This window comes from uncultured Jatrophihabitans sp. (assembly GCF_964246335.1).
GTDB lineage: Bacteria > Actinomycetota > Actinomycetes > Mycobacteriales > Jatrophihabitantaceae > Jatrophihabitans.
The window spans coordinates 1-11,964 of the sequence record NZ_CAXTQF010000088.1 but is presented as its reverse complement, the minus strand read 5'-3'; the positions used below and the strand labels follow the sequence as shown (position 1 = coordinate 11,964).

Sequence of the window (11,964 nt, the reverse complement as noted above, 5' to 3'; positions counted from 1 at the left end):
CCATGCAGAAGGTGCGCAAGGCGCACGGCGACAAGGTCATCCTCGACGACGTCACGCTGGCGTTCCTGCCCGGCGCGAAGATCGGCGTGGTCGGGCCGAACGGCGCCGGCAAGTCGAGCGTGCTCAAGATCATGGCCGGGTTGGACCAGCCGTCGAACGGCGACGCGACCCTGCTCAACGGCGCCACCGTCGGGCTGCTGCAGCAGGAACCTCCGCTGGACGAGACGAAGACGGTGCGCGAGAACGTCGAGGACGCCGTCGCCGACCTGCGTGGGACGCTTGCCCGTTTCGAGGAGGTCTCGGCCGCGATGGGCGAGCCGGACGCCGACTTCGACGCGTTGCTCGGCGAGCAGGGCGAGCTGATGGAAAAGATCGAGCACGCCGACGGCTGGGAACTCGACAGTCGCATCGAGCAGGCCATGGACGCGTTGCGCTGCCCGCCCGGCGACGAGCCGGTCACGCACCTGTCCGGTGGTGAGCGGCGCCGCGTCGCGTTGTGCAAGCTGCTGCTCGAACAACCCGACCTGCTGCTGCTCGACGAGCCGACGAACCACCTCGACGCCGAGAGCGTGCAGTGGCTCGAACAGCACCTCGCCAAGTACCCCGGCACGATCCTGGCCGTCACGCACGACCGGTACTTCCTCGACAACGTGGCGCAGTGGATTCTCGAGCTCGACCGCGGCCGCGCCTACCCGTACGAGGGCAACTACTCGACCTATCTCGAGAAGAAGTCCGAGCGGCTCGCCGTGCAGGGCAAGAAGGACCAGAAGCTGCAGAAGCGGCTGCGCGACGAGTTGGACTGGGTCCGGCAGAACGCCCGCGGCCGGCAGGCCAAGAGCAAGTCGCGGCTGGCTCGCTACGAGGAGATGGCGGCGGAGGCGGAGAAGACCCGCAAGCTGGACTTCGAAGAGATCCAGATCCCGCCGGGCCCGCGGCTGGGCAACCTGGTCGTCGAGGCCGTCGGCCTGACGAAGGGCTTCGACGGCAACCCGCTGATGCGCGACCTGAACTTCTCACTGCCACGCGGCGGCATCGTCGGTGTCATCGGCCCGAACGGCGTCGGCAAGACAACGCTGTTCAAGATGATCGTCGGACAGGAAGAGCCGGACGCCGGCGAGCTGCGCATCGGCGACACCGTCAAGATCAGTTACGTCGACCAGAACCGGATGGGCCTGGACGCGGAGAAGAACGTGTGGCAGATCGTGTCCGACGGACTCGACTACATCAACGTCGGGCACGTGGAGATGCCGTCACGCGCCTACGTCGGCGCGTTCGGGTTCAAGGGCCCGGACCAGCAGAAGCCGGCGCGGGTGCTGTCCGGCGGTGAGCGCAACCGGCTGAATCTCGCGTTGACACTCAAAGAGGGCGGCAACGTGCTGATGCTCGACGAGCCGACGAACGACCTCGACGTCGAGACGCTCGGCTCGCTGGAGAACGCGCTGCTGGAGTTCCCGGGGTGTGCCGTGATCACGTCGCACGACCGGTGGTTCCTCGACCGCATCGCCACGCACATCCTGGCGTGGGAGGGCACCGAGGAAGACCCGGCGCAGTGGTTCTGGTTCGAGGGCAACTTTGAGTCCTACGAGAAGAACAAGATCGAGCGCCTCGGTCCGGACGCCGCGCGGCCGCACGCCGTCACGCATCGCAAGCTCACCCGCGACTAGCGGCTCGGCGGTGGCTCGGTTCACGCACGAGGTGCCGATGCGTTGGTCGGACATGGACGCGTATCGGCACGTCAACAACTCGGCGTACTTCGCGTACCTGGAGCAGGCGCGGGTGGCGATGTTCTTCCACCGGCACGAGAGCTTCTCCGCGGGCACGGTGATCTCCCGGCACGAGATCGACTACCTGCGCCCGATCGTCTACCACCCGCAGCCACTGTCCCTGCAGCTGTGGATCGATCGCGTCGGCGGCGCCCGGTTCACGATCGAGTACGAGATCTGGGACGGCACGGTGCTCGCCGCACGCGCCGCGACCACCTGCGTGACCTTCGACTTCGCCGCCAACCGGCCGCGGCGGCTGACCGACGAGGAGCGCGGCATCCTGGCGACGTACGCCGACGAACCGGCATGACACTGCCGTCGTTCGCCGCGGCGCAGCTCGATGCGCTGCACGAGCTGGCGCCGTTGCTGCGCCGCTGCGTGGAGCTGCAGAGCCGTGCCGTTGCGCGTATCCGGGTGTCCGGTGCGTCAGCCGGCGTGCTGGTCCGGCTGCCCTTCGGAGTGCTCGTCTCGCGCACCGTGCTGGTCACCGGTGATCCGGCGAGCACGGACCCGGCGGTCGGAACCGACCAGACGGTCGACGCCGACACGGTGGTCGAAGCAGCGCAGCTGCTCGCGTGGCTCGACGACCCGTCACTGGAGCCGCCGCAATCGCGGGAGCACGAGTGGCGCACCGGGGTGCCGCCGACCGCAGGCTGGCGCCGGGTCGAGACGGTGCCGGACGACGTCATCCGCCCGCTCGTGCGCAAGGGCGCGCTCGCGCTCAAGGACGCGGCTGCGCGCGAGGGCGTGCCCGGCGCCCAGCCTCGTGCCGAGGTAGCCGACGCGCTGCTGGACTCGGTCGTGCTGACCATCGGCGACACGCAGGCGCCGGCCGGCCCGGACAGCATCGAGATCACGCTGCGCGCGCTGTCCGCACTGACCCGGATGGGGTTCCTGACCCGCGGCGGCCCGGCGCACGTCGATGTCGCCGGCCGCTGGGTCCGGGTGGTCGGCGGGTACGGGACGGTCTACCTGGAACGTCCCGGGTCCGGCCTCGATCTGCGCCCCGCGAGTCGGCCCGGCTGACCGTTCAGCGCAGCCAGACGGCGGTGTCCGGCGGCAGCTGCGGTGTCGGCCCGGCAGGCAGCGGCCCGGAGGCGAGGACGACCTCACCGGCCGGCATCGGCGCCGGCTCGTCGCCGGCGTTGAGCACCACCGTCAGCGCGCCGCGGCGGTAGGCCAGGCAGCCCGGCGGCGCCTCGACGAACGCGACGCCCGGCTGCGCGAGCTCGGGTGTCGAGCGCCGCAGCCGCAGCGTCTCGCGGAACAGGGTGAGCGTCGACGCAGGATCAGCCCGTTGCGCCTCGACGGTGGACGACGCCCAACCCGCGGGCATCGGCAACCACGTGTCGACGCTGGTGGAGAAGCCATAGGGCGGCGCGACGCCCGACCACGGCAGCGGGACGCGTTCGCCGTCACGTCCGCGGACGGTGTGCCCGCTGTTCTCCCAGGTCGGGTCGCGCAGCGCATCGTCGGGCAGGTCGACGTTCGCCAGGCCGAGTTCGTCGCCGTTGTACAGGTAGGCGGCGCCGGGCAGCGACAACTGCATCAGTGCGGCGGCGCGGGCCCGGGCGATGCCCCGCGCGCCGCCTCCGTACCGGGTCGCGGCTCGGTCGACGTCGTGGTTGTCGAGCACCCAGGTGCAGGGCGCGCCGACACCGGCCATGGCCGCCAGCGAGCGCTCGATCGCGGCGCGGAACTCCTCGGCGCCCCACGGCGCCTGCACGAGTTCGAAGTTGAAGGTGAGGTTGAGTTCGTCCGGGCGCACGTAGCGTGCCAATCGCTGCGCGTCGGCCACCCACGCCTCGCCGACCGCCATCCGTTCGCCCGGATAGGAATCGAGGACGCGGCGCATCAACCGGTGATAGGCATGCACGCCCTCGCGGTCCCAGCGGACGTCGGTGACCAGCGGCATCGTGTCGTGGCTCGCCAGCACCGAGTCGAGCACCTCGGGTGGCATGTCCGGCAGCCCCGGCTCCTTGGCCATCGAGTGCGCGACGTCGACGCGGAAACCGTCGACGCCGCGGTCCAGCCAGAAGCGCTCGATGCGCTCGAACTCGGCCGGGACGTCGGGGTTCGTCCAGTCCAGGTCGGGCTGCTCGGGCGCGAAAAGGTGCAGGTACCAGTCGCCGTCGGGCAGCCGCGACCACGCGGGTCCGCCGAATTGCGACGGCCAGTTGTTGGGTGGCTGCGAGCCGTCCGCTCCGCGTCCCGGACGGATCACGAAGCGCGCGCGTTCGGGGGTGTCCCGGTCGCCGGCGAGGACTGCACGGAACCACGGGTGCTCGACGGAGAAGTGGTTCGGGACGATGTCGATCGTCACCTTGATCGACCGTTCGTGTGCCGCCGCGAGCAGGGCGTCGAAGTCGGCGAGCGTGCCGAAGATCGGGTCGACGTCGCAGGGATCGGCGACGTCGTACCCGCCGTCGGCCATGGGGGAGCGGTAGAAGGGCGAGAGCCAGATGGCGTCGACGCCCAGTTCGGCGAGATGGTCGAGACGCGCCAGCACGCCGGGAAGGTCGCCGGTGCCGTCGCCGTTGCCGTCGGCGTAGCTACGCGGATAGATCTGGTAGAAGACCGCGGACGCCCACCACGGGCGGCCGGAAGCGCTTTGTGTCACAGGGGTGAGTCTGCCGCACGGGCGCCGCGCTAACGTCGCCGAAGTGTCCAACCGCTGGCGTGACGTCGCGGCGGGACTGTTCGCGGTCGCGTGGGGCGCCAACCAGTTCGTGTCGATGATCGTCGCGTACCGCATCCACCGTGGCATCTCGACCGCCACCAACGACGGCCTGTTCGGCAGCTACGCCGTCGCGTTGATCATCGCGCTGCTGCTCGGCGGCCCGGCTGCGGATCTGTGGGGCCGTCGGGTCGTGGTGCGGCCGGCGGTCGTGACGTCGTTGCTCGCGACGGTGCTGCTGATGGCCGGGCAGGATTCGGTGCCGCTGCTCTACGCCGGGCGGGTCGCCGCCGGACTGGCCAGCGGCGCGATCTTCGCGGCGGGCACCGCGTGGGTCAAGGAGCTGTCCGCGTCGAGCAGTGCAGCCGGCGCGCGCCGGGCCGCATTGGCCTTGACCCTCGGCTTCGGGCTCGGGCCGCTCGTCACCGGCATCGTCGCGCAGTGGGCGCCCGATCCGCTGGTGCTCGCGTACGTGCCGCACCTGCTGATCGCCGCCGCAGCGCTGCCCCTCGTGTGGCGTGCGCCGGAGACGGTGGTTCCCGAGCCCGGCGGGCCGTCCTTCGCCGCGCGGTTGCGGGTGCCGGCCGCCGGTCAACGCCGGTTCCTGCGTGTCGTCGCCCCCGCAGCGCCGTGGGTGTTCGGCGCGCCGTCCGTGGCGTTCGCGGTGCTCCCGTCGCTGGTCAGTGATCACCTGCACGGCTACGCCGTCGTGTTCAGCGCCGTCATGGCCGCGACGACGCTGGGCACCGGAGTGCTGGTGCAGCCGTTCGCGCGGCGTCTCGACGGCCCGGGCCGGCTGGACGCCATGCTGCTCGGCCTGGCCGCGACGGTCGTCGGGACGCTCGTCGGCGTCCTCGCCGCGGTGCACGGCAACCCGCTGCTCGCGCTCGTCGCCACCGTGCCGCTCGGCGCGGGCTACGGGATGGGCCTGGTCAGCGGGCTGCTCGAGACCCAGCGGCTCGCCGCGGCCGACGAGCTCGCCGGGTTGACGGCCGTCTACTACGCGCTGACCTACGTCGGGTTCGCGCTACCGCTGCTGCTGGCCGAACTGGACGGCCTGGCCGGCTACCCGGTGCTGCTGCTGGGCGTCGCCGGACTGGCGCTGCTGTCGCTGCTCGCAGTGCTGAGCGCGCGTGGTGTTCAGCCCGGGGTGTTACGCAGCGAGTCGGCCGCCGAGCTGAAGTAGTCCCAGAGCACCTGCACGTGGGCCGGCGGCAGGTCCAGCGAATCGAGCGCGGTACGCATCCGCGCCAGCCACGCGTCGCGGGCGCGCGAGTCGACGGGGAACGGTGCGTGCCGCATGCGCAGCCGCGGGTGCCCGCGTTCCTGCGAGTACGTCGTCGGGCCGCCCCAGTACTGCATCAGGAACAGGCGCAGCCGCACCGCAGCGGCGTCGAGGTCGTCCTCGGGGTAGAGCGGCCGCAGCACGGCGTCCTCGGCGACGCCCGCGTAGAACGCCTCGACGAGGCGGACGAAGGTCTGCTCGCCGCCCACCGCGTCGTAGAAGGTCTCGGCGCGTCCGTCACCGTCCGGCGCGGCGGCGGGGTCAGGAGCGGGAGTCACCCCGCCATTGTCGCCGACCGGCCACTACGTTCGAGACATGGACTACGACCTGATCGTGCTCGGCCTCGGCCCGGGCGGGGAAGCACTGGCCGGCTCCGTTGCGCAGGCAGGTAAATCCGTGCTCGGCGTCGATGAGCGGTTGGTCGGCGGTGAGTGCCCGTACTTCGGCTGCATCCCGTCGAAGATGATCCTGCGCGGCGCCGAGGTGCTGGCCGAGTCGCGGCGCGTCCACCTGCTGTCCGGGCACGCGTCCGACGAGCCGGACTTCGGCCAGGTGGCGCAGCGCATCCGGGACGAGGCGACCGACGACTGGGACGACCACGTCGGGGTCGAGCGGCTCGAGGGACAGGGCGCCGCGTTCACCCGGGCCACCGGCCGGCTCGCCGGGCGCGCGCCGTCCGGCCGGCTGATTGTCGAGGCCGGCGGCGACACGCACACGGCCGAGCACGTCGTGATCTCCACCGGCACGCGTCCGTCGATCCCGCAGATCGACGGACTCGCCGACCTGCAGATCGGCGTCGACGACCTCGTGTGGACCAACCGCGAGATCCTGCGCTCGCGGGTCGCGCCGCGCTCGATGGTCGTGCTCGGCGGTGGTGTCATCAGTTGCGAACTCGCCCAGGGCATGGCGCGCTACGGCACCGCGGTCACCGTGGTCGACGGCCACCGTCTGCTCGCCCGCGAGGAGCCCGAGGCCGGTGAACTGCTGCGGCAGGTGTTCGAGCGCGAGGGCCTGACGGTCCGGCTCGGTCACGAGGTCGACAAGGTCGAGCGCGGCGGCGACGGCGTCGTCGTCACGCTCACCGACGGCAGCACGGTCACCGGCGAGAAGCTGCTCGTCGCCGCCGGCCGCACGCCCAACCTGGACAACGTCGGGCTGGAGACCGTCGACCTCGACCCGACTGCCAAGACGCTCGATATCGACGAGCACATGGCGGTGCTGCGCGACGGCACACCAGTGCAGGGGCTGTTCGCGATCGGCGACGTCACCGGGAAGGGGCCGTTCACGCACGTCAGCATGTGGCAGTCGCGGGTCCTCACCGCCCACCTGCTGGTCGAGCCCGAGGCGTTCGGCGGCTACGACGCGATGGCGTGGGCGACGTTCACCGACCCCGAGGTCGGCCGGGTCGGCATGTCCGAGCAGCAGGCGCGCGATGCCGGGCTGGCCGTGCGCACCGGCATCCAGCAGGTGCCGTCCAACACCCGCGGCTGGATCCACGGGCCGGGCAACGACGGGTTCGTGAAGGTCGTCGAGGACGCCGACCGCGGTGTGCTGGTGGGCGGCACCGTCATGGGCCCCAACGGCGGCGAGATCCTCGGCCTGCTGACCCTGGCCGTGCACGCCAAGGTGCCGGTGGCGACGCTGCGCACGATGCACTACGTGTTCCCGACCATTCACCGCGCCGTGCTGGAGGCGCTCGACGACCTCGACGGGTGAGCGGTCAGTGCCCGCCCTCCGGCGGCGGGTAGACCTCGCGCACGTAGTGGTCGACCTTCGCCTCGGGCAGCCGGGTACGCATCGCGAGGTAGTAGATCGCCAGGCTGAAGATCGCGACGACGAGGAAGTCCCACCCGAAGCCAAGGTGGCCCTTGCCGCCGACCAGGACGTCCTTGAAGGGGCCGATCCCGCCTATCGCCGCTCCGTTGTCCGACTGCCCGACGTAGCTGTCCAGGTAGGTGATGAATCCCATGCCGACCAGGTACGGGACGATCCAGATCGCCGCGCCCCAGTCCATCCGTGGCGTGTTCGGGTTGAGCTTGAAGGCGATCGACGAGCCCATCAGCAGCAGGCCGATGATCATGACGACGATCATCGTCGAATAGGTCGGCCAGCCGGCCCACATGATCACGTAGTTGGCGAGGATGAACCCGACCGGCGCGAGGATCGACGCGGCCGGCAGGCGGTAGGCGCGTTCGAGATTGGGTTTCTGCCCGCGTAACGCGCCCAACGCGAGCGGCGCGCCCGCGTACATCAGGATCGACGCCACGGTCACGACGCCGACGAGTTTGTTCCACGCCGGAAACGGCAGCAGGAACAGCAGGCCGATCGCGGCGGTGAACAGGATGCCGAACACCGGCACCTTGCTCCGACCCGACGCCTTCTCGAAGACGACCGGGACCGAGCCGTTCTTGCTGAGCCCGAAGCCGATCCGCGAGCCGGAGGTCAGGTAGATCAGGCCGGTTCCGGCCGGTGAGACGACGGCGTCGAGGCGCAGCAGGAAGGCGAGCCACGCGAGGCCGGCCAGCGATGCCACCTTGTAGAACGGCGCGGCGTTCAGCGCCTTCACCGTCGCGCTGTGCTTCGGGTTCGCGAGATCTGCCCAGGTGGTGCCGTGCGCGAACAGGTGCGGGTCGAGGGCGGCGATGAACGCGATCTGCGCCAGGATGTAGATGGCCGAGCCGAGCAGGATCGACATGATGATCGCGCGCGGGAGGTCCTTCTTCGGGTCCTTCGCCTCGCCGGCGAGCTGCGCGGCCTGCTCGAAGCCGAGCAGGGAGAACACGATGCCACCGGCCGGGATTGCCACGAAGATGGACTTGAGTTCGGCGCCCTTCACGTAGAAGCCGCCGCCGGCGGAGAAGTTGCCGGAATGGAAGCTGGTGATCATCAGCACGATGACGGCGAGGATCGGCAACCCGACCTTCCAGATCGTGAGCGCGTTGTTCACCCGCGCCAGCCACGAGACGCCGATGACGTTCACCGCGACGAAGAACACCATCAGGATGACCGCGACCACGATTCCGGACGCGGTCAGCGAGCCGGACGAGCTGTAGAAGCCCTTCGCCCAGGACGCCGTCGACATGTACTGGATCGCGGCGAGCACCTCGATCGGCGCGACCGTCGCCGCCTGGATGTAGGCGAACCAGCCGAACACCGCCCCGGCCAGACTGCCGAACGCGTAGTGCGGGAACCGGCTCGAGCCGCCACTGACCGGGAACAGGCCGCCGAGCTCGGCGTGGATCAGCGCCAGCACGATGATGATCACCGACATGATCACCCAGGAGAAGATCGCGGACGGCCCGGCGATCGTGGCCGCCGTCAGCGCGCCGAACAGCCAGCCCGAGCCGATGATCGATCCCTCGGACGACCACAACAATCCGAAGAAGCCGACATGGCGTTCCAGCCCGTCGGAATTCAGGTCGGCTTTGGCCGCGGGCCTCGGTTCATCTGTGGTGACCATTTGCCGGATCCTTGACCTGTCGGCCCGGCACCGTCAACAAGGCCACGCGTCCGCGCCTGTTAATTCTGGGTTGCGAGACGGGTCAGTGGGCTTCGGCAGGCGGGTGCGCGTCGATGTCCAGCGCGTCCAGCCGATCACGGATGCGCCGGCGCAGCTCACGCGCGGTGCGCCACTGCTCGAGCGGGCGCACCTTCGCCACGAGCCGGATGGTCGTCTCCTCGCGGGTCAGTGCCTCCACGCCCTGCACCTCGGGCGCGCTGAGGAACACCGTGCGCCACGTGTCCTCCTCGGCCATCGCGCGGGCCGTCTCGGTCATCGCCGTGGACGCCTCGTTGACGTCGGCCCACGCGTCGATCGGCACGTCGAGCACCACCTGCGCGAAACCCTGGCTCTTGTTCCCGACGCGCACGACCTCGCCATTGCGCACGTACCAGACGGTGCCGTTGTTGTCGCGCAGTCGTGTCGAGCGCAGTCCTACTGCTTCGACGGTGCCGCTCGCCTTCTCGAAGTCGATGACGTCGCCGACGCCGTACTGGTCCTCGAGCAGCATGAACATGCCGGCCAGGAAGTCCTTGACGATGTTCTGGGCGCCGAAACCGAGCGCGACACCGACGATGGACGTGCCGGCGATGAACGGCGCAAGGTCGATCTGCAACTCGCTGAGGACGAGCAGGAAGGCGATCACGAAGATCGTCGCGGACGTGGCGGACTTCAGCACCGAGCCCAGGGTGGCGGCGCGCTGCTTGCGCCGCTCGGACAGCAGCCCGGCCGACTCGAGGAACGAGCCGGGCATGCGCTCCTTGAACGGGCGCAGGAGCCGGGGGACCTCGGTGCCTCCGGCCGTGGGGCGCACCGCGCGGTCGATCATGCGACGCAGGATCGCGCGCACGATGATCGCGACGGCGATGATCACCGCGATGCGGATCGGCGTCTCGATGAGCACCTTGCTGTGCTCGTGCAGGAACTTCGGCATGGCGACGGGATGCGCGGCCTGAGGCGCGGACTGGCTTTGAAGCATTCGGCTCACGATGCCACGGACGGACGGGGGCCGGCCCTGGCCGACACAGAACGCTCAGGTGTGCCGCCGATCACGAATAAGCGTGCACGAGCGGCGTGCGTCAGGTTCACTGTCCACAGGAGGAGGACGCGATGGGCGCGGCGCTGGTGCTCAACGCGACGTACGAGCCGTTGTGCGTCGTGCCGCTGCGCCGTGCCGTGGTGCTCGTGCTCGCCGAGAAGGCGGTCGTCGTCGAGGCCGGCGCGGGCCTGATGCACTCCGAGCGGCTGGCGGTGCCGGTGCCCTCGGTGGTCCGGCTCTCCCGCTTCGTGCGGGTGCCGTACCGGCGGGAGGTGCCGCTCACCCGGCGCGCCGTGCTGGAGCGCGACGCGCACGCGTGCGTCTACTGCGCGAAGCGCGCCGACACCATCGACCACGTCCGGCCCCGGTCGCGCGGCGGCACGCACGTGTGGACGAACGTCGTGGCGGCCTGTGCGAACTGCAACCACCGCAAGGGCGACCGCCTGCTGTCCGAGCTCGGCTGGCACATGCCGAGCCCGCCGACGCAGCCGCCGGCCACCGTCGCTGTCGTGATGGGCTGGGCGACCCGGGACCCTGCCTGGCAGCCCTACCTGTCGCCGGGCACCGGCGGTGCGGCCATCGCGCCCGCCGTCTGAGCGTCGGCCCCGGGCCCTGCGAATCGGCCCACCTGCGCGGCGCGCACCGCCGCGCATTCGATACCGTACGAGCGTGCCCGTGTACGAGACCCTGCTTGTCTTCGTCGGCATTCCGGCGGGGATCATCGCGCTGATCGCGATCGCCGTGTTCGGCCGGTCCGCGGTGCGTCAACCCAACCGGTACCGCCCCGGCCGGCCGTGGACGTACGAGCCGACCTGGTACGTCCCGCACCCGGATGCCGTGGTGCACGCCCGCGGGGCAGCTACCCGCGCGATCGAAGGTGCGTCGAGCACCACGGCGGTCGGAGGTGCCAGCGGTGAGTGGTGAGGTCGACGCACGCCAGCACAACGAGCGCGAGCTGCAGTACGGCCCGAGCGGCGAGAACCCCGTCGACAGTCCGTTCAACCCGCGGCAACTGGCGCGTCTCGACGAAGCGCTGACGCTGTCCAGCCGGGAGACCGGCCTGATCTTCTCGCTCTACGTGGGCGAGTTCCACAAGCCGACCCGCGCGCACGCCGAAGCCTTGTTCGAGCAGCTCAGCGACTCGGCTGTGCTGATCGCGGTCTCCCCGGGCCAGCGCGCGCTGCACATCGTCACCGGCACGGAGTCGGCCAAGCGGCTGCCGAACCGCACGTGCGCGCTGGCAGCACTTGCCATGCGCGCCTCCTTCGCCAACGGCGACCTGGTCGGCGGAATCGTGACCGGGCTGCGGATGCTGGCCGACTCCGCCGGCAACAGCTGAGCGACAACGCCGCTACGGGCGGCTGCTCGAGGCGCAGCAGGCGTTCTTCGTGCACGACGGCGACGAGCTCGCCGAACTGGACGGGCTCGGCGGCGGCGTGCTCGTCGACGCGCTGCTGCTCGGCGAGGTCGAGGTGCTCGACGGGCTGCACGACGGTGCCGGGCTGGTGGGATGCCCCGGCGACGTGCTGTGCGACGTCGACGGTCGCGTCGTCGACGGTCGTGTCGTCGGCGCGCCCGAGTGCGAGCCGCCGGAGGTCGGCCGGCTCGGCGTCGGCACGCCGCCCGCAGCCGCGTGCGGGGGAGCCGGGCGCCGCGGCGCGGTGGCCGTCCGCGCTCCCGCCGTGGCGGGCGGCAACGCCC

The 11,964-nt window shown here is 70.7% G+C and carries 12 protein-coding genes and 1 pseudogene; 9 read left to right on the top strand and 4 right to left on the bottom strand.

Going from position 1 to position 11,964, the window contains the following annotated elements:
- The first annotated feature begins 2 nt into the window (after window positions 1-2).
- From ettA to ACFFCN_RS17340, 3 genes are read left to right on the top strand one after another with little or no spacing between them, the layout of a single operon-like run.
- On the top strand, window positions 3-1,664 hold the full coding sequence (gene ettA, locus ACFFCN_RS17350) for an energy-dependent translational throttle protein EttA (protein WP_375493683.1): 1,662 nt from the start codon (window positions 3-5) through the stop codon (window positions 1,662-1,664).
- A gap of 10 nt (window positions 1,665-1,674) precedes the next feature.
- Window positions 1,675-2,073 (top strand): acyl-CoA thioesterase, encoded by a 399-nt coding sequence (locus tag ACFFCN_RS17345; protein WP_375493681.1) that lies wholly within the window; start codon window positions 1,675-1,677, stop codon window positions 2,071-2,073.
- Complete coding sequence (locus tag ACFFCN_RS17340; RefSeq protein WP_375493679.1) at window positions 2,070-2,789, top strand: hypothetical protein; 720 nt, start codon at window positions 2,070-2,072, stop codon at window positions 2,787-2,789. The genes ACFFCN_RS17345 and ACFFCN_RS17340 overlap by 4 nt, the downstream gene beginning before the upstream one ends.
- A gap of 4 nt (window positions 2,790-2,793) precedes the next feature.
- Here the strand turns inward: ACFFCN_RS17340 and ACFFCN_RS17335 are convergent, their stop codons facing one another.
- Window positions 2,794-4,383 (bottom strand): glycoside hydrolase family 13 protein, encoded by a 1,590-nt coding sequence (locus ACFFCN_RS17335; RefSeq protein WP_375493677.1) that lies wholly within the window; start codon window positions 4,381-4,383, stop codon window positions 2,794-2,796.
- 43 nt (window positions 4,384-4,426) lie between these two features.
- Here ACFFCN_RS17335 and ACFFCN_RS17330 point away from each other — a divergent pair, with 43 nt between their 5' ends.
- Window positions 4,427-5,626: an MFS transporter gene (locus ACFFCN_RS17330; RefSeq protein ID WP_375493676.1), complete on the top strand. Its 1,200-nt coding sequence runs from the start codon at window positions 4,427-4,429 to the stop codon at window positions 5,624-5,626.
- Here ACFFCN_RS17330 and ACFFCN_RS17325 read toward each other — a convergent pair.
- Complete coding sequence (locus ACFFCN_RS17325; protein WP_375493674.1) at window positions 5,581-6,003, bottom strand: globin; 423 nt, start codon at window positions 6,001-6,003, stop codon at window positions 5,581-5,583. The two genes, ACFFCN_RS17330 and ACFFCN_RS17325, sit on opposite strands and share 46 nt — an antisense overlap.
- Window positions 6,004-6,040: 37 nt before the next feature.
- On the opposite strand from ACFFCN_RS17325, the gene ACFFCN_RS17320 reads away from it, so the two are divergent.
- The gene (locus ACFFCN_RS17320; RefSeq protein WP_375493673.1) at window positions 6,041-7,441 is read left to right on the top strand and encodes a dihydrolipoyl dehydrogenase family protein; all 1,401 of its coding nucleotides are present in this window, start codon (window positions 6,041-6,043) and stop codon (window positions 7,439-7,441) included.
- 4 nt (window positions 7,442-7,445) lie between these two features.
- Here the strand turns inward: ACFFCN_RS17320 and ACFFCN_RS17315 are convergent, their stop codons facing one another.
- Window positions 7,446-9,185: an APC family permease gene (locus ACFFCN_RS17315; RefSeq protein ID WP_375493671.1), complete on the bottom strand. Its 1,740-nt coding sequence runs from the start codon at window positions 9,183-9,185 to the stop codon at window positions 7,446-7,448.
- An 82-nt stretch (window positions 9,186-9,267) separates the two neighbouring features.
- On the bottom strand, window positions 9,268-10,158 hold the full coding sequence (locus ACFFCN_RS17310) for a mechanosensitive ion channel family protein (RefSeq protein WP_375493669.1): 891 nt from the start codon (window positions 10,156-10,158) through the stop codon (window positions 9,268-9,270).
- 176 nt (window positions 10,159-10,334) lie between these two features.
- On the opposite strand from ACFFCN_RS17310, the gene ACFFCN_RS17305 reads away from it, so the two are divergent.
- The 4 genes and pseudogenes from ACFFCN_RS17305 to ACFFCN_RS17290 all read left to right on the top strand — a co-directional run.
- Window positions 10,335-10,859, top strand: a complete 525-nt coding sequence (locus ACFFCN_RS17305) for an HNH endonuclease (RefSeq protein ID WP_375493667.1) — start codon at window positions 10,335-10,337, stop codon at window positions 10,857-10,859.
- A 73-nt stretch (window positions 10,860-10,932) separates the two neighbouring features.
- Window positions 10,933-11,187, top strand: a complete 255-nt coding sequence (locus ACFFCN_RS17300) for a hypothetical protein (RefSeq protein ID WP_375493665.1) — start codon at window positions 10,933-10,935, stop codon at window positions 11,185-11,187.
- Window positions 11,177-11,602, top strand: coding sequence for a DUF5130 family protein (locus tag ACFFCN_RS17295; RefSeq protein ID WP_375493663.1), 426 nt, complete (start codon window positions 11,177-11,179; stop codon window positions 11,600-11,602). Before ACFFCN_RS17300 ends, ACFFCN_RS17295 begins: the two co-directional genes overlap by 11 nt.
- 49 nt (window positions 11,603-11,651) lie before the next feature.
- Window positions 11,652-11,964: pseudogene (locus tag ACFFCN_RS17290) on the top strand (hypothetical protein); the annotation flags it as partial.

Bases quoted from the DNA above. Each gene is read 5' to 3' on its own strand.
- ettA (WP_375493683.1), top strand. From the start codon at position 3: ATGCAGAAGGTGCGCAAGGCGCACGGCGACAAGGTCATCCTCGACGAC.
- ACFFCN_RS17340 (WP_375493679.1), top strand. From the start codon at position 2,070: ATGACACTGCCGTCGTTCGCCGCGGCGCAGCTCGATGCGCTGCACGAG.
- ACFFCN_RS17320 (WP_375493673.1), top strand. From the start codon at position 6,041: ATGGACTACGACCTGATCGTGCTCGGCCTCGGCCCGGGCGGGGAAGCA.
- ACFFCN_RS17315 (WP_375493671.1), bottom strand. From the start codon at position 9,185: ATGGTCACCACAGATGAACCGAGGCCCGCGGCCAAAGCCGACCTGAAT.
- ACFFCN_RS17310 (WP_375493669.1), bottom strand. From the start codon at position 10,158: ATGCCGAAGTTCCTGCACGAGCACAGCAAGGTGCTCATCGAGACGCCG.
- ACFFCN_RS17305 (WP_375493667.1), top strand. From the start codon at position 10,335: ATGGGCGCGGCGCTGGTGCTCAACGCGACGTACGAGCCGTTGTGCGTC.